The sequence below is a fragment of the Ramlibacter sp. 2FC genome (assembly GCF_005503345.1).
Lineage (GTDB): Bacteria > Pseudomonadota > Gammaproteobacteria > Burkholderiales > Burkholderiaceae_C > SCMQ01.
Window position 1 is genome coordinate 121,365 of the sequence record NZ_SCMM01000001.1, and the last position, 20,144, is coordinate 141,508.

The following is a 20,144-nucleotide window of genomic DNA, read 5'->3' on the forward strand; positions in this document are numbered from 1 at the left end:
GTCGGCGTGGTAGGTGTTTGGACTGATACAGGCTCACCTTGTGATCCTGCGCTCGCCGATCAAGCCTTCGCCGCCTTGTTCAGGCGGATCGGCAGCGAGCGGATGCGTTCACCAGTCAGCGCGAAGAGCGCATTCGCGACCGCCGGCGCCGTCGGCGGCACGCCGGGCTCGCCGACGCCGGACGGATTTTCGCGAGAAGCGACGATGTGCACGTCGATCTTTGGCATCTCATTGATGCGCAGTATCGGGTAGTCGTGGAAATTGCCTTGCTCGACGCGGCCGTCCTTCAGCGTGATCTCTTCGTGCAGCGCGGCCGACAGCGCGAAGCCGATGCCGCCTTGCATCTGCGCGCGAATCACGTCGGGGTTGACCGCCACGCCGCAATCGACGGCGCACACCACACGCTCGACGCGGAAGCCACCGTCCGGCCGCATCGCGACCTCAGCGACTTGAGCGACGTAGGTATGAGTGTACTCGTGCACCGCGATGCCGCGCGCCATGCCTTTGGGCAGCGGCTTGCCCCAGCCCGACTTTTCAGCGGCGAGGTTGAGCACGCCGAGGTACCGCGGATGTTTCGCCAGCATCTCGCGCCGAAACTCGACCGGGTCTTTGCCGGCTGCGGCCGCCAGCTCGTCAATGAACGTCTCGGTCGAGAACGCGGTATGCGTCGAGCCGACCGCACGCCACCATTGCACCGGCACGCCGATCTTCGGCGAGGCCAGTTCGACCTGCATGTTGACGATGTCGTAGGGCAGGCTGGAGGCGCCTTCGACCGACGACGCGTCGATGCCGTTCTTGATGGCAAAGGCGCCGAATACCGTGCCATCGAAGATCGACTGCCCGACGATGCGGTGCTGCCACGCCACCAGCTTGCCGCCCGCATCGAGCCCGGCGCGCATCACGTGGTGGTACATCGGGCGGAAGTAGTCGGCGCGCATGTCGTCTTCGCGCGTCCATATCAGCTTGACGGGCGCGCGGCCGTTGATCGCCTTTGCGATGAGCGCGGCTTCGACCAGATAGTCCGAATGCGGGGCCGCGCGCCGGCCGAAGCTGCCGCCGGCAAACAGCATGTGGAGCTTCACCTGCTCGGGCTTCAGGCCGAGCGCTTTGGCGACATTGATTTGATCGTTCGACTGGAACTGAGCGCCATTCCATATTTCGCAACCGTCCGCGTCGAGCTTCACCACGCCGTTCATCGGCTCCATCGCTGCGTGCGCGAGAAACGGAAAGTCGAAGCTCGCCTCGAGTTTTTTCGCCGACGAGGCGAAGGCACCTTCGGCGTCACCGACCTTGTGCGCCGGCAGGCCCGGCTTTGTCGCGAGCTCCTTGTACTGCGCAAGGATTTCGGCGCTGCCCGTCTTCATCGCGCCGCTGTCGTCCCATTGCACCGACAGCGCATCGCGCCCGCGCTTCGCCGTCCAGAAATCCTTCGCGAGCACCGCCACGCCTTGCGGAATTTGCACGACGTCGGTCACGCCCTTGATCGCTTTCGCCTTGGCCGCGTCGAACGACCTCACTTTCGCGCCGTACTGCGGCGGATGCGCGACCACGGCCGTCAGCATGCCGGGCAGCTTCACGTCGATCGTGAAGACCGCGCTGCCGTTCGTCTTGGCCTTCGAGTCCTTGCGCGGAACGTCCTTGCCGATCAGCTTGAAGTCCTTCGGGTCCTTCAATTTCACGTCGGCCGGCACCGGCATCGCGGCCGCCTTCTGCGCGAGCTGCCCGAAGCTCACCTTGCGATCGCCGTGCGCGACGACGCCGCGCTCGACCGTGATCGCATCCACCGGCACCTTCCATTCCTGTGCCGCGGCCGCCACCAGCATAGAGCGCGCTGCCGCGCCCGCCTTGCGCAGCTGCTCATAAGAATTGTAGATCGACGAACTGCCGCCCGTGCCCTGCAATTCGCCAATATGAAAGTTGTTGTAGAGCTTCGCGTTCGCAGGCGCGCCCTGCACGACGACGCGCGACCAATCGGCATCGAGTTCCTCGGCGAGAATCGTCGCGAGGCCGGTAAACGCGCCTTGACCCATCTCGAGGTGCTTGGAGATTACGGTCACGGTGCCGTCGGTGCCGATGCGAACGAAGGCATTCGGCGCGAACGTCGCGCCCGAAACATTGCTCACTGCCTTGGCTGGCCCGCCTGTCCGGGCGAAGACGCCGGGCAGATGGAAGCCGAGCGTCAATCCCGCGCTCGCTGCAGCGCCGGCCTTGATGAATTCACGTCGATCGAGTCGGGTGTTCGTGGTGCTGATCGTGCTCATGATGGCTCCTGCGCAATCAAGCAAGGTTCTTCGCCGCTTCGTGGATCGCGGCGCGGATGCGCGCATACGTCGCGCAGCGGCAGACATTGCCGGCCATCGCCGCGTCGATGTCGGCATCGGTGGGCGCCGGCTTGTCGCGCAGCAGCGCGACGGCCGACATGATCTGGCCCGACTGGCAGTAGCCGCACTGCACCACGTCGAGCCTTTCCCACGCCGCCTGCACCGCGCGGCCGTTGCGCGTGGTGCCGACGTTCTCGATCGTCGTGATGCGTTTTCCTGCCGCCGCCGACAGCGGCACGCTGCACGAGCGCACCGCGTTGCCGTCGATGTGCACGGTGCACGCACCGCACTGCGCGATGCCGCAGCCGTATTTCGTGCCGGTCAGCCCGATGCCGTCGCGGATCGCCCAGAGCAGCGGCGTGTCGGGCGGCATGTCGACGTTGTGGGTCTTGCCATTCACGTTCAGTGTTTTTGCCATTGCGGTTCCTTCTGCTTGATCATTGCGGGCATCGCGCGCGGAGCGTCGCCCGCGCGTTGACGATGCGCGGCATGGCCTCAATGTCCTCATGGTGTTCGGTCGTGTCAGTCCCCTTGGAGGGGACGTCGGCGGCGCAGGCGCTGCAGTGCGGAACGCACGAGGCAGGCGAAGCCCTGCGGCATCAGGAACATGCCGGCCAGCCGCCACAGTTTCTGGTAGGCGGGAAAGCCCATGCCGAGCCCCGGATGGCGCGACAGCGCACCCCAGCCATTGCGGTGCGCATGGATCGTCAGCTCGCTGGACTCGCGCAGGTGCTGCACGGCCGGGAAGCCCACCCAGTTGATGCTCACCATCACGCAGGTGCCGCCGGCGCCTGCGGGTCGATGCGGGTCACGCGGGCGCGGGCGCGCTGCTTGAGCTCGCTGGTCTCGCCCGGCAGCTCCAGAAAGGTGCCGGACGACTGCTCGCCGGCGATGATATCCGGCACCTTCGGCAGCGGGTCCGGGCTCTCCACGAAATAGCGTGCCGTGAATTCCGCGCGCTGGCCGCCGTTGTTGCCTGGCATCACGACAGTCATCCCGATCAGGCAGCCTGGCAGACCACAGGGCAGTCGGTTGGCGTGGATGCATCACCCAATCTAGGTGCGCACCGCGGCAGCGTCTGTCCCCCTCGCGGGGGCGCTGTCACTCTGCATGGGGACAGACACCGCGCGCGGGCCTGGTTGTACTTGCACAACGTACCCCGCATCCCATCCAGGAGACATCATGCGCGCATCCCTCGTTACCCTCATGGCCGCCACGGCCCTCGCGGTGGTTGTGCCGGCTCAGGCCCAGAAGAATTACGGTCCCGGCGTGAGCGACACCGAGATCAAGCTCGGCCAGACCGTCGCCTACAGCGGTCCCGGCTCCGCCTACTCGATGGTGGGGCGCATGTCGGTCGCCTATTTCAGGATGTTGAACGAGACGAAGGGCGGTATCAACGGTCGCAAGATCAACTTGCTGTCGGTCGACGATGCCTACAGCCCGCCCAAGACGGTCGAGGTGACCCGCAAGCTGGTGGAGTCCGACCAGGTGCTGGCGATGGTCAACTCCATGGGAACGCCGTCCCAAAGCGCCGTGCAGAAATACCTGAATGCGAAGCAGGTCCCGCAATTGCTGTTCTACGCTTCCAGCCCCACGCTGCACGACTCCAAGTCCACGCCTTGGACCGTGCCGTTCGCTTTTGCTTACGAGATCGACGGTTCGATCTACGGCAAGTACCTGGCCCAAGCCAGGCCGAACGCCAGGATCGGCCTGCTGTACCAGAACGACGACGTCGGCAAGTCCTACGTCCGCGGCTTCCGCGCCGCGCTCGGCGCCAAGACCGCCAACATCGTCAAGGAAGTCAGCCAGGAAATGTCGGACCCGACCGTGGATACGCAGATCCTGCAACTGCAGGCTGCGGGTGCCGACACGCTGGTGGCGTTTGTTTCGAACAAGGCACAGGCGCAGGCCATCAAGAAGGTGGCGGCGATCGGCTGGAAGCCGTTCTACATCGTGCCGTACATCTCCAGCTCGATCACCAGCGTGCTGGAGCCTGCCGGCTTGGCCAACTCGGTGGGCCTGGTGTCCAGCTACTGGTTCAAGGCGCCGTCGGATCCCACCTGGGCCAACGACAAGGCGATGCAGGATTACCTGGCCTTCTTCAGGAAGTACCTGCCGAACGACCAACCCGGCGACACGACCTCGGTCTACACGTTCATGGGCGCGCAGCTCGTGGCCCTGGCGCTGGAGCGTTGCGGCGACAACCTGACGCGCGAGAACCTGCTGAAGCAGGTGCAGGGCTTCAAGGACGTGGAACTCGGCATGTTGCTGCCGGGCATGACAATCAACTTCCGGCAGGACGACTACTACCCGATCCGGCAGGCCCGCCTCGCCTCCTTCGACGGAAAAGCGTGGAAGCCCATGACGGACCTGATCACGATCGAACGCTGAGCATGCCCCGGGTATTGAGCGGCATGAACGCGAATACTTCTGCCATGCCCGCATCGCCAGACGTCCTGCTTCGAGTGGAGGAGGTCTCCGTGCGATTCGGCGGCATCGTTGCGCTGGACCGCATCTCCTTCGACGTGCATCGCGGACAGATCTGCGGCGTCATCGGCCCGAATGGTGCGGGCAAGACCACCCTCTTCAACTGCCTGAGCCGGCTGTACACGCCGCATGCCGGCTCGATCAGCTTCGACGGCGCCGACCTGCTGGCGCGGCCGCAGCACGCGATCGCCCAAGCCGGGATCGGCCGCACGTTCCAGAACGTGGCGCTGTTCCCCGACATGACCGTGCGGGAGAACGTGAAGGTGGGGCGCCATTGCCGCACCGGCACCGGTTACATCGCCAACGCGCTGCGGCTACCCGCGGTCCGCCGCGAGGAGCGCGAAGTGACCGAGCACACCGAACGCTTGCTGGCGCTGCTGGATCTGGGCGCGGTCTCCGAGGTTCCGGTGAAGCACCTGTCTTTCGGCACGCGCAAGCGCGTCGAGATGGCCCGGGCGCTGGTTGCCAACCCGAAACTGCTGCTGCTCGACGAGCCGGCGGCGGGCCTGAATCATGAAGAGGTGGACGGCCTGCGCGAGCTGATCCTGGACGTGCGCCGCCGCTTCCAAGTCACCGTGTTGCTGGTGGAGCATCACCTGAACCTCGTGATGCGCGTGTCCGACCAAGTGGTGGCGATGAACTTCGGCCGCAAGATCGCCGACGGGCCGCCCGCGCAGGTGCAGGCGGATCCCGACGTGGTGAGCGCCTACCTCGGCACGGAGACCGTGTGATGGCAGCCCTGCTCGAAGCAAAGAAGATCGAGGCGTTCTACGGCGGCACGCGCGTGCTCAAGGGGATCGACTTCGAGGTCGCCGAGGGCGGCATCACGACCATCCTAGGCGCCAACGGCGCGGGAAAGACCACCACCTTGCGGGCGCTGAGCGGCATGGTGCGCACCAAGGGCGAGATCCACTTCGCCGGCAAGCGGATCGACGGCCTCGCCACCGAGAAGATCGCCGCCCTGGGCATCGCCCACGTCCCGGACGGCCGTGGCACGCTCGTGAACATGAGCGTGGAAGAGAACCTGCGCGTGGGCGCCTACCTGCGCCGCAATGCGAAGGAAGTGGAAGCCGACATGCAGCGCATGTTCGGCTACTTCCCGCGGCTGCGCGAGCGGCGCGCGCAGCAGGCCGGCACACTCTCCGGCGGCGAGCAGCAGATGCTGGCGATCAGCCGCGCCCTGATGCAGCGGCCCAGGCTGCTCCTGATGGATGAGCCTTCATTTGGCCTGGCGCCCCTCGTGATCCGGGAGATCTTCGAGATCATGCGAGTGATCAACCGGCAGGAGGGCGTGAGCCTCCTGCTCGTTGAACAGAACGTGGCGCGCGCGCTGGACCTTGCCGACCACGCCTGGCTGCTGGAAACCGGCAGCACCGTGATGTCGGGCACGGCCCAGGAACTTCGCGACGACGAGCAGATTCGCCGCTCCTATCTCGGTTTCTAAAGGACCACCCATGTTCAGCCTGCTGCAACAGATCGCCTCCGGCGTCGCCATGGGGGGCATCTATGCCTGCCTGGCGCTGGCGCTGGTGATGATCTACCAGTCCACCCATCACATCAATTTTGCGCAGGGCGAAATGGCGATGTTCTCCACCTTCATCGCGTTCCTGCTGCTCAAGGCGGGACTCCCGTATTGGCTCGCGGCTCTCGCAACGCTTGCCTTTGGTTTCGTTGCCGGCATGCTCATCGAGCGGCTGATTTTGAGGCCCCTGGGCGAGGTACCCGAGTTGTCGGTGATCGTCGTCTTCATCGGGCTCTTCATCGGCGTCAACTCGCTGGCCGGCTGGATCTTCAACCACCAAATCGAGCCGTTCCCCAGCCCGTTCCCTGCGAAAGTGTTCGGCACGACGCTGCTCTCCGGTCATGAGCTGGGCACCATCGCCGTGGTCCTCTTGGTCATGGGGATCCTCTACTGCTTCCTGCGCTTCACCAAGGTCGGCCTGGCGATGCGCGCTTCGGCGGAGAACCCGGTGTCCTCGCGCCTCGCGGGCATTCCGGTTTCCATGATGCTGGCGCTGGGTTGGGGCCTCTCCTCGCTGATCGGCGCCGTCGCCGGGCTGATGGTGGCGCCGGTGGTGTTCCTGGAGCCGAACATGATGGGGGGCGTCCTGATCTACGCATTTGCAGCGGCGCTGCTGGGCGGTATCGACAATCCCTGGGGGGCGGTCGCGGGCGGCCTGATCGTCGGCATCGTCGAAAACCTGGCCGGCACTTACCTCGTCGGCACGGAACTCAAGCTGAGCGTGGCCCTGGTGGTCATCGTGGGCGTGCTGCTGGTGCGTCCCTCCGGCATCTTCGGGCGCAAGCTGGTGGTGCGGGTATGAGCGATTCGTCGACCTTGTCCATCTCCGCCGACGACGCAGCGCTCGCCCCGGCCGTGCCCACGCTGCGCGCGCGCACGCCCTGGCGCGTGGTCGCCATCGCCATCCTGGCCGCCGCAGCCATTGCCGTGCCGTTCGTGATGAGCGACTACAGGATCTTCCTCGTCACCAGCACGCTGATCACCGCCATCGCGGTGCTCGGTCTCAACATGCTCGTCGGATACAACGGCCAGCTCTCGCTGGGCCATGGGGCGCTCTATGCGATGGGCGCGTACGTCACCGCCATTCTGATGGAGCACGCGCAATTCGCGTGGTGGGCGACTTTGCCGATCTCCGCCCTGATCTGCTTCGTGTTCGGCTTCCTGTTCGGCTGGCCTGCCCTGCGCCTGAAGGGCCACTACCTTGCCCTGGCCACTTTCGCGCTGGCGCTGGCCACGCCGCAGCTTCTGAAGCACAAGGCGCTCGAGCCGTGGACGGGGGGCGTGCAGGGCATCACGCTTTTGAAACCGGAAGCGCCCTTCGGCTGGAAGATTTCCACGGACCAGTGGCTGTACCTGGTGGTGCTTGCGATCACGGCCGTCCTGTTCGCGGCGGCGTGGAACATCCTGCGTGGCCGGCTCGGGCGGGCCACGGTCGCCATCCGCGAGCAACCGATCGCGGCCTCGGCCATGGGCATCAACGTGCCCTATGTGAAGGCCATGACCTTCGGCATCAGCGCCCTCTACACGGGCGTCGCCGGCTCGTTGGGCTCCGTCGCCACGGCGTTCGTCGCGCCCGACAGCTTCAACACGTTCGTCTCGGTCTTCTTCCTGGTCGGCGCCGTGGTCGGCGGGCTGGGGACGATCTCGGGTGCGCTCGTCGGTGCGGCCTTCATCCAGTTCGTTCCGAACCTGGCCGACCAGATTTCGAAGGCCGCGCCTTCCGCGATCTTCGCGGGCTTCCTGATCCTGTGCATGTTCCTGATGCCGCAGGGTTTCGTCGGCCTCGTGCGTTCCGCACTGCAGCGCCTGCGCCGCCAACGTCCCCGCCGAGGGGACTGACACCGCCGCACCCCTGAACGACATTGAAGCCATGCCCCGCGTCATCTACATCCATTCCAGCGGCGAGCGCAATGAGGTCGAAGTGCCCATTGGGCAGAACCTCATGATGGCCGCAACCGGCCACGGCATCGAAGGCATCGCCGGCGACTGCGGCGGTGCGATGAGCTGCGCCACCTGCCACGTCGTGGTGGAGGAGTCGTTCGCCGCGCTGCTGCCTGCGCCGGACGACTCCGAAAACCAGATGTTGGACTACACGGCCGCGCCGCGCCAGGCGAACAGCCGCCTGTGCTGCCAGATCGTGATGAGCGACGCGATCGACGGGATCGCGGTGCGCATCGCCGACCCGCAAGTCTGAACCGCCTTCAACCGGAGAACGATCCCATGCAAACCACCGCCCCCGAAGTCACTGCCGCAAAGCCAGAGGCGGCTTTGACGCCCAACCCCGGCCTGACGCCGATGATGCTGAACCACGCCGCATGGGTCACGCCCGATGCCGCCGCGACGACCGATTTCTACACGCGCATCATGGGGATGGAGCTGGCGAGCACGGTGCTGGACGACAGCATCCCGTCCACCGGCGACGACATTCCGTACTTCCATATCTTCTTCCGCATGCAAGACGGCTCAACGCTGGCATTCTTCGAAGCGCCCGGGGTGCCGCCCCCGGCCAAGGCCAGCCATCCCGCTTACGACCTCTTCAACCACATCGCGCTGGAAGCCAAGGACCGCGCCGAGGTGCTGCGCTGGTATGAGTGGTTGAAATCGCAGGGGGTGGACGTGATCGGCCCGACCGACCATAAGGGTCTGATCCTGTCGATCTACTTCCACGACCCGGCTGGCGTCCGACTGGAGATCACGACCCCGCTCGACACGCAGTGGAATCGCCACACCGAGAAGGGCTACGCCGACCTCAAGCTGTGGGAAGACTGCAAGGCCAAGGCCAAGGCCGAGGGACGCGACGTGCCCCAGGCGCTGATCGAGATGATCAGGGACGTCCGCAAGCGCTACGAGAAGAAGGCATGACGCCAATCGAGCTGCGACCGCTGTTCACGATCAAGGCCGATGTCGACGCGCCCCCGCAGCAGGTAGGCGCCGTCCCGCACGGCTACACGCGGCGCGTGATGTGCGTGAATGGCGGCCGCTTCGATGGCGAGCGCCTGCGCGGGCGAGTGTTGCCGGGCGGCGCTGACGTGGTGCTGGAGCGCCCCGATGGCGGGTTGCACCTCGACGTGCGCCTGATGCTCGAAACCAATGCCGGCGAGCTGATCTACATGACCTACAGCGGCCGCCGCAACGGACCGACGCCGGACATCATGAGAAAGATCATCAATCGCGAGCCCATCCCGCGTGGCGCCGACTACTTCCGCATCGCCGTTCAGTTCGAGACCGCGTCGAAGAAGCTCGCCTGGCTGAACGACAAGATCGCCATCGGCACCGGCACCCGAGAACCGAACGGGCCGATCTACGACATCTGGGAAGTGGCATGAACCGCTTCGCCGGCGGTTCGACACTGCTTCAGCTCATTCTTGACCGAGGACAAATTCGCGTTCCGGAGTCAAGTACCTGGAGCCGAGTGGGATGACGTACGGGATGAGCTTCGATCGCAACAACGATCTGCTCATGGTCCATGCTGAACATGGCGGCACAAGGAAGATTACGCGGACCAACTTGATTTCCGGAGTTCAGACGGTTGTGGCAGACAACTATCTCGGCAATCCGTTCGTGTCGCCGAATGAGCTCACGGTTGACGCTGCCGGACGCATCTACTTTACTGATGCTCGCTATATCGGCGCGGGCCCGCTGCAACTTCCAAATGAGGTGTATCGCGTTGACGTGGACGGCAGCGGTCACGCGAATAGTGCCTGACATCTACCCTCCCAACGGCATAGAAGTGTCACCTGACGCGAGGAAGTTGTACGTTGCCGCGTACAACTTCTCTATCCAGGCTGCAGGCCGGATCCCTCGAAAATATAGAGGTGCGACCGCGCCGAGTCGAACCGATAGCCAATGATGGCCTGGTAGTCTTCCGAGTGGTAGAACTCCTCGGCGCGCTGCAAAGAATCGAATTCCAGCAGCACGACGCGCTTCACGTCCCTGCCACCTTCCTTGACGACCGGAGCGTCGCTCCCAGCCAGGAAGATGGCACCATATTGTTCAAGGACGGGGTATACGCGCGGCATGTATTCATTGTAGAAATGCGCGGCGTCGACCACGTCGAGTTCTGCGAACAGGTAACCCTTTTTTGCCGTCATCAAACGCTCCTTCTGTTCCAAAAAACTATTCGCCGAAGCTCACCGACACCGCGCCGAGCTCGCCGAAATCGGCGAGCACCTGGTCTCCTGCTTCCACTTCAAGGGGAACAGTGCAGGCGCCCGTGGTCACCACTTGATCGCGACGCAGCGTGATTCCCAGTGAGGACAGCTCGTTGACCAACCAGGCGAGCGCGGTGAGCGGGTTGCCGAGCACGGCAGCGCCGCTGCCATCACGGGCATAGCTGCGTGTCAGGCCGGAAACCTGGCCATGAACCCGGTGCGCCGAAAGGTCGGTGGTGCGCCAATTCTGCGGCGCGGCATCGCCAAGAACGAACTCATGCGCGCAGGCGTTGTCGGCGATGATCTGCGCCTCGCCGGCCAACGTGAAATCGGCAAAGCGCGAGTCGGGGACTTCGATGGCAGGATGCAGGCTGGCTGTCGCCGCCACCACCTCGGCCACCGAATAAGCCTGCCGCCTCGGAAGGATGTCGCGACCCATGCGGAAGGCGAACTCAGGCTCGGCCACGGCCATGCGGTTTCGGGCGAGCGACAGCTGTGATCCTGAAGGGTGCGCACGCTCGCGCAGAAGCCGGCCTGCGATCGGACCATCCACCTTGATGTGGCGTTGACCTGCGAGACTCGTCGCAGCGATCTTCCAGCCAAAGAGCGGGCCTCGCGAACGCGCCTCGATGGCCGACTGCACTTGATACCCTTCGGCACGCGTAAGAGGGCGGCATTCCTGGGGCAAGGATTCGATCACCGTTCCTTGCTGCCATGCGCCCCACAGGATCTCTCCCGCCCGGGCAAGCGCCTGCGAGCGACCCATCAAAGCTCCAGCACCAGCTTGCCAAAGTGCTCGCTGCGTCGGAGCGTATCCAAAGCCTGCGCAGCGTCGTCGAAAGCAAAGCGGCCCGCGATCGGGACTTTAGGACCACCGTCGGAAAGCATCTGGCCAAGGTCTGCCAGCATCCGGGAGTTGATGGACCGCACCTGTTCCACGCTGCGCGTGCGAAACGTCACCCCGATGAACTCGAGCCGGCGAAGCGCGTGCAGGTTGAAGTCGAATGCCGCGGTGGCACCGCCCAGTCGGCCGACGTTGACAAGGCGCCCTTCGAGCGCGGCTGCGGCCATGCACTGATTGAAGGCGGCTCCGCAAACGTTGTCGATGACGATTTCCGCGCCATTGCCGTTCGTGGCGTCCAATACCTGGCGGGACCAGTCATCCTGGCTGCTGTCGATGGCGACGTCGCAACCGAAGTCCTTGAGTTTGCTGCGGCGTTCCGCATTTCCGGATGTTCCGAGAACGAGGCCTGCGCCCAGCATCTTGGCGATCTGCATCCCGATCAGGCCCATCACCGAGGCGGCCCCCTGCATCAGGACGGCGTCACCAGGGCGGAGTCTGCCGCGCGTGACGAGAGCATCGTGCATGGTCTGCAGCCCGAGCGTGGCCGACGCTGCTGCGGCCCAATCCACTTCACGCTTGAGGATGGGTACGGCACGGCCATAGTCCGTCACCACATACTCTGCGTAGGCGGCTGGGCCGGTGCCCATTACGCGATCGCCAACACTGAGCCCATGGCACTGTGCGCCCACTTCGACCACCTCGCCGGACCATTCCATCCCGATGATCTGGTCAGCCGGAGCGGCGAGCGCGTGGAGATCGATGCGATTGACACCGATGGCGCGCGTGCGGACGAGAATTTCGCTTGGCTTTGGATCGGGTCGGGGTCTGTCCACGATCCGAAGCCCGTCTGTGGTGGCAATGATGGCTTTCATGGGTGTCTTGAGATTCGTTGGTGGTCGGCGGGAGCTCAATCGAGTTGGATGTTCAGTTCCTTGATCAGCGGATGCCAGCGCGCGATCTCCTGCTTGATGAAAGCGCCGAATTGCTCCGGCGTGGTCGCGAACGGCTCCATGCCAAGGCCAGTGAACTTCTTCGAGACCTCCGGGCTCATGACGACTTCGCGGACGTCGGAACTCAGACGCGAGACGATGTTGGCCGGCGTTGCCCGCGGAGCGGCGACGCCCACCCAAGGGAAGACCTCCACCCCTTCGACACCCGATTCCGCCGCAGTGGGGACATTGGGCAGTTGCGCAATCCGTTTCGGAGCCAGCACGGCCAGCGCTTTCAACTTGCCCGCGGCCACTTGCGGCAGCGCGACGATCGAATCGAGCGGCGCGACCGGCACCTGACCGGCCATCACATCCTGTGCGGCAGGCCCCGCCCCCCTGTAATGGATGGCCCTGGCCTCAAACCGGGCCCGCCGCCTGAGCAGTTCCATGGACAGCTGGTGGTAGGTACCGGCACCCGCCGAGGCGTACGCGATACCGCCCTGTTCGCGCTTGGCATGCTCGATCAGTCCGCGCAGGTCGGAAAAGGGAGCTTGCGGATGCGCGACGATCAGGATTGGCGCGCGGATGACCAGCGAGACGGGAGAGAAATCCGCGACAGGGTCATAAGGGAGCTTCGAGAACAGGGCCCCGTTGAGGGCGAGCGCCGCGCCGTCGGTGCCGAACAAGGTGTAGCCGTCCGCAGTGGCTTTGGCGACATAGCTGGCGGCAAGCATGCCGCTTGCGCCGGGGCGGTTGTCGACGATGACCGGCTGGCCCAGGCGTTGCGTCAGGCCCGGGGCCATGTTTCGCATCACCGCGTCGACGCCGCCGCCAGCCGCATAGCCAAGGACGAGCGTGACCGGCTTGGAAGGATAGGTCTGAGCCCAAGCGGGCGCGAGGGCCGCTCCCGCGGCGCCAATGGCGAACTGCCGGCGTGTGATTTGCATATTGTCTCCTTTGGATGGATGGGGCTGCGAGCGCCCGGCGAGCAGGCCGCGCGAGCTACTTTCCGCCTGTCTGCGACGCGCTGGTGGGGAACCGATGCACGATGGCCAGGCTCTTCTGGATTGCAATGCTCAGGTCGCAATCCGGGCATATCTACGGTTGCGTGGGCATCAGGAGCACGGAACCGACGTTGCGCCCGCGCTCCGCCTCTTCGTGGGCCAGAGCCGCGTCTTTCAGGGGCCACCTGCTGCCGATTTCCACACGCAGTGCGCCCTGGCGCACCAGTTCGAACAGCTCGTCGCAGGCAGCCTGCCGCGCTGGTCCGGTGTTCGCGTAGAAACCAAAGCCGGGCCTGTGCAGGGCGATGCACCCCTTTTGCGCCAGCAGCATGAGATTGAAAGGCGGCACGTTGCCGGAAGCGTTGCCGTAGTTGACCGCCGCGCCGAAGGGGCGCAGCAGGTCGAACGATGGGATGAAAGTGTCTTTGCCAACGCCGTCGAGCACCGCGGCGACACCCTCCGGCGCCAGCTTCTTCACGGCGGCGACGAAGTCTTCCTCCCGGTACAGGATCGTATGGCTGCAGCCGTGCTCGCGGGCGAATGCCGCCTTCGCCCGCGACCCGACCGTCCCGATGACCGTCGCGCCGAGATGCGCACACCATTGCGCCAACAGGCTTCCCACCCCGCTCGCCGCCGCATGAATGAGGATCTTGTCGCCCGGCTTCGGCGTGTAGCAATGGTGGATGACGACCGCGGCCGTCAAACCCTTGAGCAACAGGGCGGCAGCCGTTTCTTCGCTGATGTCATCCGGTAGTTTCACCAAGCAGTCCGCGGGCATGTTGCGCTGCTCGGCATAGGCGCCGGTGTTCACAAAGAACAGCCCTCCGCTGCCCGCGTAGGCGACCCGGTCTCCCGGGGCGAAATCCCTGACACCGACGCCCACTGCTTCCACCACACCTGCGGCCTCGTTGCCGAGGATGACCGGAAAGTTGGGCCCGTCCCCGAGATAAAAGCCGCCGTTGCGGACGTTGATGTCCGAGTAGTTGAGGCCTATGGCAGTGTGCCGGACCCGGACCTCGCGTTCGGCTGGAGGCGGCAGTTCCACGTCGATGGCCTCCAGAACTTCGGGCCCCCCGTGGCGGCGAATGGCAATGGCTTTCATGGCTTGCAGGAACGTTTTGCGCGAGGCAGTAGAGTTGTTGCCAAGTATCCGGCTTACCGTTTGCGCTCGCCGTCCCCTCCCAAGGGGACCGCTCGAGCATCGGCACCACTGGGAAGCGCGGCGGGTCCAGCCGCAGCGATTCTTCGATCACCGGGCCGAGCGGCTGTTCGCCCTGGCAGATCGCTTGCCATAGCTTGTGGCCTGCCAGTACCGCCTTGAACATGTTGGCGGCGGCGCTGGAGGTCGCTTCATGGCCCGCGAACAGCGGGTTGAAGGCAGTTGCGCCGATCTCGTGCATCGTCGCCTGGCTGTCGTCGCCATTTCGCGCACGCAGCAAGTCGCTGAGGTAGTCGTCCCGGGCTGCCTCGGCCTTCTTGCGCAGCACCACGCGGCTCGAGGCCCAATCCTTGACCCGGGCGATGTCTTCGGCAGGGACGACCAGCAACTGGAACAGCACGAGCGCGGGCACGTCCCAGGTGAGGCCGGCCACCAGGTCGGCGGGTTGCGCGCCGGCCAAGGCGCGTCAAAGAGGAAGTCACCCTCGATGGGGTCACGATCCCGGCCGGAAGCCGCCTGCTGATGATGTTCGCGTCCGGCAATCACGATCCGCAGCAGTTCCAGAATCCGGATGGTTTCTGCCCGTCCAGGCGCAATGTCCTGCAGCATGTGGCGTTCGGCGCGGTCTCGCCGGGCAGGATCAACTGGAGTCCCGCGTAGAGGGTGTCGATGATCTGTGATTTGCTCGGCAACCCGGGGTTCTCCAGGACCAGCACCCTGCGTTCGGCCTCCTCGGCAGAGATTAGCCCGCCGGCCCGCAGCAGTTGGGGATACATGTCGTCCCAGGCCCACTTGCATGGCTTGGCCGCGGGCACGGGCTGGGCGGGGATGAGGCCTTTCAGCATGCTCCACAGCGGCGCGAGGTTCAGCGGGCGAATCTCGTCGTAGTACAGCTCGCGCGCAGCGCTGTCGGCTTGCGCCATTCCGATGTCATTCGTCTGCATTCCCCCAGTCGACGCGCCGCTTCATGCGGCCTCCCGCCACGCTTCGTACCCCGCCACGAACCGCGGCGACATGGCGCGCAGGCGCTCGGTGTCGACCCGACCCGAGCGGCCGATGTAGTGCATGGCGAACTCCCAGGCAGGCAGCTTCAGGTGTTCCGCGAAGTTGTCGTACCAGGTCGCGCTGCGCGTGGCCGCCCCCGCGAGCTTGTCGACGACGGGGCGTCGCTGCGCCTCGAACTGTGCGAGTGCATCCTGGACGCTGCGCGGATGGTTGGCCAGCGCGTGCGCCAGCGCCTGCACGTCTTCGAGCGCGAGTCGCGTTCCCGAGCCGATCGAAAAGTGTGCGGTGCGCAGCGCATCGCCGACCAGCACCCGATTGCGCACGGACCACCGCCTGTTGCGGATCACCGGGAACCGGCGCCACAGCGACTTGTTGGTCACCAGCCTGGCGCCTTCGAGCTCCTCCGCAAAGACGTCCTCACAGTACGCCCGGGACTGGTCTTCCGTCATCCGCTCGAAGCCCACTCGCTCGAAGGTGCGGGCATCCACCTCCACCAGGAAGGTGCTCATCGTGGGCGTATAGCGGTAGTGGTGCGCATTGAAGCTCCCCTGTGCGAGCTGCTTGAACGTCTGCGTCAGGTAATCGAAGGGGCGCGTTGCGCCGAACCACGCGAACCGGTTGTTCAGGAGCGTGATTTCCGTGCCGAACTCCGCTTCGTGGGTCTTGCGCACCAGGGAGTTCACCCCGTCGGCGCCGATCACCAGGTCGGCGTCGTCCAGTTCCGCGAGGTCGCGCACCACGTGGCTGTCGATCAGCTTCGCCCCTGCGGACAACGCGCGCTGGCGCAGGATCTCGAGCAGGCGCAAGCGGGCGATGGCGGTGAACCCGACCCCATCGATCCGGATGCGTTGCCCCTGCAGGCGCAGCTCGATGTCGCTCCACCGCTCGAGGCCCGCGGTGATGAGCGGCAGGGTTTCCGAATCTCCCGCTCCGAGGAACTCGAGCGCCTGGTCGGAAAACACCACGCCGAAGCCGAACGTCGTGTGCGCGTCGTTCTGCTCGTAGACCGTCACGTCGGCATCGGGCAGTTGGCGCCTGATGCAGTAGGCGGCGTAGAGGCCGGCCGGGCCTCCACCCAGGATCTTGATCATCATCTCTGGTTTCCCTTCATCATTCGGTTTGTTCCTTGTGCCGAGGCTCTCAGGCGGCATCCTCGAGAAGCGCTCGAACGTTGTCGGGAACTTGCCGGGTGCGCAGCGCGCGCGGGTTGTCGAGAGGATGCTCGGCCCACACACGCGTCTCTTCGGCCTCCATCAGCAACTGGTCGCCGCGGAGGAATCGATGCCGGAACGTCATCGACTTCCCGCCCACCTTGATCACGGTGATCTGGTGCGTGACGGTGTCATGCAACACGGGTGCGCTGACGAACTTCATCGACAGGCCGAGCACGGGGAGGCCGCCCAAGGCGTTGTCGCCCCTCGGCCCGGTCGGGTCGACGCCGAAGCCGAGGAACATCTCGTTCAAGCCGTCGACCATCCAGCGGGCGTAGTGCGGAAAGAAGATGATGCCGCCCGGGTCGCATTCGCTCCAGTTCAAGCGGCGGTCATAGGTGTAGTGACGCATGAACGGCTCAGCTCCTCTGCATCTCGGCCGCGAGCTTCTCGGCAATCGCCTGGCGCATCTGCTGCCTGTCTAGCTTGCCCACACGCGTTACGGGGAAGACATACGCGGTTCTCTGCGGACGCTCGCGAGCCACTTGCCGCAGCGCGTTCCCGATCGTGGTGGGCCGCCAGGCGCCTTCCCGAAGGTATCGCTCGGCCTGTGTGCGAGGGGCGTTGACGACGCCGGGGAGAGGCAGTCGCGGGCTGGTTTCGATTCCGCTCATTTCATGATTCCCGGCAGCCAGGTGGCTAGCGGTGGGAAGAAGAACATGGCGGCGAGCAGCAGCACGCTCATCGCCACATAGGGCACGACCGCGCGGAAGATGTGCGCCATGCTCACGCTCGGCGGAGACACGCCCTTCATCGTCATCAATAGCAAGCCGTGCGGCGGCAGAAGCAGGCCCATCTGCATGCACATGAGGAACATGATTCCGAACCAGACCGGGTCGACTCCGAGCTTCTGGACGATCGGCATGAAGATGGGAATGGTGATGAGCATCATGCTCACCTGGTCGACGAAGATGCCGAGGAAGATCAGGATCAGCATCATTCCCGCGACGATCGCCATGGGCCCGAGGCCCGTGTCGGTGATCGCCTCGACGATGCCACTGGAGGCGCCTGAGAAGGTGAGGATCTGCGCGAATGTGGTTGCGCCCATGATGATCAGCAGGATCATCCCCGAGATGCCAATGGTTCCCTTCAGCGACTTCATCAACGCGGCGAGCGACAGTGCTCGATAAGCGAGAGCAATCACCAGCGTGGCCACCACACCCAGCGCTGCGCTCTCGGTCGGCGTGGCCCAACCCGCCACCATGGCGCCGACGACGACGCCGAAAATCGAGAGCAGCGGCAGCACGTACTGAAGGAACGGCCTGAACCTTTCCCACCCGTGGAAATGCTCGAATTCGCTCGCCGGTGCCAGCGACGGGTTCATTGCGGAGCGCAGCACGATCCAGGCGACGAATCCGATCGAAAGCAGGACACCCGGGACGATCCCGCCGATCAGCAAGCCTGAAATCGAGATGTTGGCCAGGCTGCCCAGCAGCACCGACAACGCGCTGGGGGGGATCAGCATGTCCACCGCCCCGATCGCCATGATCGGCCCCGTGGCCATGGTCGGGTGGTATCCCCGCTGCAACATGACGGGCACCATGAGGGAGCCGAGCATCGCTGTCGTCGCAATGGTCGACCCGGAGATCGCGGAGAACACGGTTCCGGCGACGACAGCGACAACGGCCAGCCGGCCAGGCACTCTCGTGATCAGCCGCTCGACACCTTCGATGACCTTCACGGCCAGTCCGGTGTGAAACAGGATCTCGCCCATGAGAATGAACAGCGGGATCGGAGTCAATGAGAAGCTGGTCACCGCAACGACGCTGTTGCGCACGAGCTGTCCCAGTCCCGCCTCTCCGCCCAGATAGATCCAGGCGCCGACGAGGTTGGTCACCAGGAAGGCGAACGCCACTGGAAGGCCGACGAAGAGAAGCAGCGTGGACCCGCCGAGGAGCAGCCACGCAGGGAGGATCCATGCGCTCATGCTGCAGACACCGCGTCGGAACGCGGTTCCTTCGGACCATGTGCAAGCCGCCACATGCGGAATGCAAACTCGATGGCGAGCAGCGCAAACGCGATGGGCAGCGGCGCCATCAACCACCACTCCGGAATGACGATGCTCTTGATCTGGATCGCGCCGCTGGCGTAGCTCTTGAAGGTCATGACGATCCCCATCCATGCGAGCGCCACGCACCCTGCGAAGGCCATCACGTCCGACAGCCACTCACAACCGTAGGCAAGCCTGGCTGGAATGGCGCGCAGCACGATGTCCACGCGGATGTGCTGGCCGGCCCGCAGCAGCCAGGGCGCGCCCAGCAAGGTGCAGAGGTACAAGGCGTACTCGGAGATGTCGTTGGAAGCGGGAAAGCCGCGCGGAAAGCCGGGGATCTCCACATTCCGCAACAGGACATCGAGGGTGATCGAGCCGACCATCACGAGCAGCAGCAGGCAGGCCAGCACCATCATGAGGTCGTAGAGGCGCCCGAAGGCCGCCTGCGCGGTTTCCATGCGGCGGCCTGCAGCGGGCGCGACGAAGGCCTGTGGGTGTGCCGCGCTGCTCATGACTTCCTCGACAGCAATGCGCGCAGCTTCGGCCCATGGACCGGGCTGGTCTTGATGAGGTCGGCCCAGCCCGCGTCGTACACGGCATCCAGGTATTTCGCGGTCTCCGCCGGGCCGAAGGTCAGCGGCTGGATGCCCGATGCATTCTGCTTCTTCTTCTCGTCCTCGCCTTCCTTGCGCCAGTACGCAGAATTGGCCTCCACTTCCATGGCCATCCTCTGGATGAAATCGCGCTGCTGCGGCGTCATGGCCTTCCACTTGTCCAGGTTCATGATCAACGACACGTCAGCGTCATAGAAGCCGGGGTCGATACGGAATTTCGTATGGCTCGCGAGGTTCAGATCGAAGATGCCGCCGATCGACCAGCCGTAGCCGTCGATCACATTGCGTTCGAGCGCGGTGTAGATCTCGCCCGGCGGGATGTTGATCACGTTTCCGTTCAGCGTCTGCACCGCCGGCCGAATGGCGGGCGATACGCGGATCTTCTTGGCGGTGAGATCCAGCTTGTCGACCTTCTTTGACAAGAAGATGTGGAACGGGTAACCCTCGACCATCCGGGCGAGATACTGCATGTTGCCCTTCTCGTTCCAGACCCTGTTGATGTACTCGACGGCGCCGTTCTTGCGCTGCTCGGCCACCGGGATCTGCGCCATCTTGAGCATGTCGGCCTCGGGAAACACGTTCGTGTAGAAGGCGCCGGGGCTGAGGGCCATGTCGATGACGCCGCTCTTGACCGCATTGCCGATCTCGAAGGTCGGCACCGCGCGCGGGCCGCCGATGAAGTTGATCTTGACCAGGCCCTTGCCCTGCGCGTTCACCCGCTCGCTCCACTTCACCAGCTCCTGCGACCACGCCATGTTTTCAGGGAATGCCGTGACCAGCCGGATCTGCATTTCCTGTGCAGCCGCCGAGAATGCCAAGACGCCGAGGGCGGCCGTGACCGCCAGGCGCTTGAAGGTGTTGACCATGATGTGTCTCCTTTTGTGGTTGATCGAACAAGGAACTT

At 64.8% G+C, this 20,144-nt stretch carries 23 protein-coding genes and 1 pseudogene; 9 read left to right on the forward strand and 15 right to left on the reverse strand.

The window, feature by feature from the left end:
- Positions 1 to 59: 59 nt before the first annotated feature.
- From FFS10_RS00630 to FFS10_RS23285, 4 genes and pseudogenes are all read right to left on the reverse strand, one after another.
- The gene (locus FFS10_RS00630; RefSeq protein ID WP_171015969.1) at positions 60 to 2,261 is read right to left on the reverse strand and encodes a xanthine dehydrogenase family protein molybdopterin-binding subunit; all 2,202 of its coding nucleotides are present in this window, start codon (positions 2,259 to 2,261) and stop codon (positions 60 to 62) included.
- Between the two features lie 16 nt (positions 2,262 to 2,277).
- The gene (locus FFS10_RS00635; RefSeq protein WP_137890422.1) at positions 2,278 to 2,739 is read right to left on the reverse strand and encodes a (2Fe-2S)-binding protein; all 462 of its coding nucleotides are present in this window, start codon (positions 2,737 to 2,739) and stop codon (positions 2,278 to 2,280) included.
- 188 nt (positions 2,740 to 2,927) lie between these two features.
- Positions 2,928 to 3,110 (reverse strand): annotated as a pseudogene (locus FFS10_RS23280) (RuBisCO large subunit C-terminal-like domain-containing protein); the annotation flags it as partial.
- Positions 3,092 to 3,304 carry a hypothetical protein gene (locus FFS10_RS23285; RefSeq protein WP_249931120.1) on the reverse strand — a complete coding sequence of 71 codons (213 nt, stop codon included), beginning with the start codon at positions 3,302 to 3,304 and terminating at the stop codon, positions 3,092 to 3,094. The gene FFS10_RS23285 and the pseudogene FFS10_RS23280, both read right to left, overlap by 19 nt.
- A gap of 199 nt (positions 3,305 to 3,503) precedes the next feature.
- On the opposite strand from FFS10_RS23285, the gene FFS10_RS00645 reads away from it, so the two are divergent.
- The 9 genes from FFS10_RS00645 to FFS10_RS00685 all read left to right on the forward strand — a co-directional run bounded on the left by FFS10_RS00645 (position 3,504) and on the right by FFS10_RS00685 (position 10,035).
- Entirely contained in the window at positions 3,504 to 4,712 is a 1,209-nt protein-coding gene (locus FFS10_RS00645) for an ABC transporter substrate-binding protein (RefSeq protein ID WP_137890424.1), read from the forward strand.
- Between the two features lie 44 nt (positions 4,713 to 4,756).
- Positions 4,757 to 5,539, forward strand: coding sequence for an ABC transporter ATP-binding protein (locus FFS10_RS00650; RefSeq protein WP_137890426.1), 783 nt, complete (start codon positions 4,757 to 4,759; stop codon positions 5,537 to 5,539).
- Entirely contained in the window at positions 5,539 to 6,252 is a 714-nt protein-coding gene (locus FFS10_RS00655) for an ABC transporter ATP-binding protein (RefSeq protein WP_137890428.1), read from the forward strand. The genes FFS10_RS00650 and FFS10_RS00655 overlap by 1 nt, the downstream gene beginning before the upstream one ends.
- Positions 6,253 to 6,262: 10 nt before the next feature.
- Positions 6,263 to 7,132 (forward strand): branched-chain amino acid ABC transporter permease, encoded by an 870-nt coding sequence (locus tag FFS10_RS00660; protein WP_137890430.1) that lies wholly within the window; start codon positions 6,263 to 6,265, stop codon positions 7,130 to 7,132.
- Entirely contained in the window at positions 7,129 to 8,169 is a 1,041-nt protein-coding gene (locus FFS10_RS00665; RefSeq protein WP_137890432.1) for a branched-chain amino acid ABC transporter permease, read from the forward strand. The genes FFS10_RS00660 and FFS10_RS00665 overlap by 4 nt, the downstream gene beginning before the upstream one ends.
- Positions 8,170 to 8,200: 31 nt before the next feature.
- Entirely contained in the window at positions 8,201 to 8,524 is a 324-nt protein-coding gene (locus FFS10_RS00670) for a 2Fe-2S iron-sulfur cluster-binding protein (protein ID WP_137890434.1), read from the forward strand.
- Positions 8,525 to 8,550: 26 nt separating this feature from the next.
- Entirely contained in the window at positions 8,551 to 9,192 is a 642-nt protein-coding gene (locus FFS10_RS00675) for a VOC family protein (protein ID WP_249931106.1), read from the forward strand.
- Positions 9,189 to 9,656 (forward strand): DUF3237 domain-containing protein, encoded by a 468-nt coding sequence (locus FFS10_RS00680; RefSeq protein ID WP_137890436.1) that lies wholly within the window; start codon positions 9,189 to 9,191, stop codon positions 9,654 to 9,656. The genes FFS10_RS00675 and FFS10_RS00680 overlap by 4 nt, the downstream gene beginning before the upstream one ends.
- A 103-nt stretch (positions 9,657 to 9,759) precedes the next feature.
- On the forward strand, positions 9,760 to 10,035 hold the full coding sequence (locus FFS10_RS00685; protein WP_171015970.1) for an SMP-30/gluconolactonase/LRE family protein: 276 nt from the start codon (positions 9,760 to 9,762) through the stop codon (positions 10,033 to 10,035).
- Positions 10,036 to 10,106: 71 nt separating this feature from the next.
- Here the strand turns inward: FFS10_RS00685 and FFS10_RS00690 are convergent, their stop codons facing one another.
- From FFS10_RS00690 to dctP, 11 genes are all read right to left on the reverse strand, one after another.
- A complete protein-coding gene (locus FFS10_RS00690) occupies positions 10,107 to 10,421 on the reverse strand; it encodes a DUF1330 domain-containing protein (RefSeq protein WP_137890441.1) in 315 nt (104 codons plus the stop codon).
- 25 nt (positions 10,422 to 10,446) lie between these two features.
- Positions 10,447 to 11,247, reverse strand: a complete 801-nt coding sequence (locus FFS10_RS00695; RefSeq protein WP_137890443.1) for a 2-keto-4-pentenoate hydratase — start codon at positions 11,245 to 11,247, stop codon at positions 10,447 to 10,449.
- Positions 11,247 to 12,197 carry a quinone oxidoreductase family protein gene (locus FFS10_RS00700; RefSeq protein ID WP_137890445.1) on the reverse strand — a complete coding sequence of 317 codons (951 nt, stop codon included), beginning with the start codon at positions 12,195 to 12,197 and terminating at the stop codon, positions 11,247 to 11,249. Before FFS10_RS00700 ends, FFS10_RS00695 begins: the two co-directional genes overlap by 1 nt.
- Positions 12,198 to 12,232: 35 nt before the next feature.
- The gene (locus FFS10_RS00705; protein ID WP_137890447.1) at positions 12,233 to 13,201 is read right to left on the reverse strand and encodes a Bug family tripartite tricarboxylate transporter substrate binding protein; all 969 of its coding nucleotides are present in this window, start codon (positions 13,199 to 13,201) and stop codon (positions 12,233 to 12,235) included.
- 151 nt (positions 13,202 to 13,352) lie between these two features.
- On the reverse strand, positions 13,353 to 14,360 hold the full coding sequence (locus tag FFS10_RS00710) for a quinone oxidoreductase family protein (RefSeq protein ID WP_137890449.1): 1,008 nt from the start codon (positions 14,358 to 14,360) through the stop codon (positions 13,353 to 13,355).
- Between the two features lie 599 nt (positions 14,361 to 14,959).
- Positions 14,960 to 15,340, reverse strand: a complete 381-nt coding sequence (locus FFS10_RS23290; protein WP_249931107.1) for a cupin domain-containing protein — start codon at positions 15,338 to 15,340, stop codon at positions 14,960 to 14,962.
- Positions 15,341 to 15,382: 42 nt separating this feature from the next.
- Positions 15,383 to 16,516: an FAD-dependent monooxygenase gene (locus tag FFS10_RS00725; RefSeq protein ID WP_137890453.1), complete on the reverse strand. Its 1,134-nt coding sequence runs from the start codon at positions 16,514 to 16,516 to the stop codon at positions 15,383 to 15,385.
- Between the two features lie 46 nt (positions 16,517 to 16,562).
- A complete protein-coding gene (locus FFS10_RS00730) occupies positions 16,563 to 16,985 on the reverse strand; it encodes an acyl-CoA thioesterase (RefSeq protein WP_137890455.1) in 423 nt (140 codons plus the stop codon).
- A gap of 258 nt (positions 16,986 to 17,243) precedes the next feature.
- A complete protein-coding gene (locus FFS10_RS00740; RefSeq protein ID WP_137890459.1) occupies positions 17,244 to 18,560 on the reverse strand; it encodes a TRAP transporter large permease in 1,317 nt (438 codons plus the stop codon).
- On the reverse strand, positions 18,557 to 19,138 hold the full coding sequence (locus FFS10_RS00745; protein WP_249931108.1) for a TRAP transporter small permease: 582 nt from the start codon (positions 19,136 to 19,138) through the stop codon (positions 18,557 to 18,559). The genes FFS10_RS00740 and FFS10_RS00745 overlap by 4 nt, the downstream gene beginning before the upstream one ends.
- Complete coding sequence (gene dctP, locus FFS10_RS00750) at positions 19,135 to 20,106, reverse strand: TRAP transporter substrate-binding protein DctP (RefSeq protein WP_137890461.1); 972 nt, start codon at positions 20,104 to 20,106, stop codon at positions 19,135 to 19,137. The genes FFS10_RS00745 and dctP overlap by 4 nt, the downstream gene beginning before the upstream one ends.
- Positions 20,107 to 20,144 lie beyond the last annotated feature (38 nt).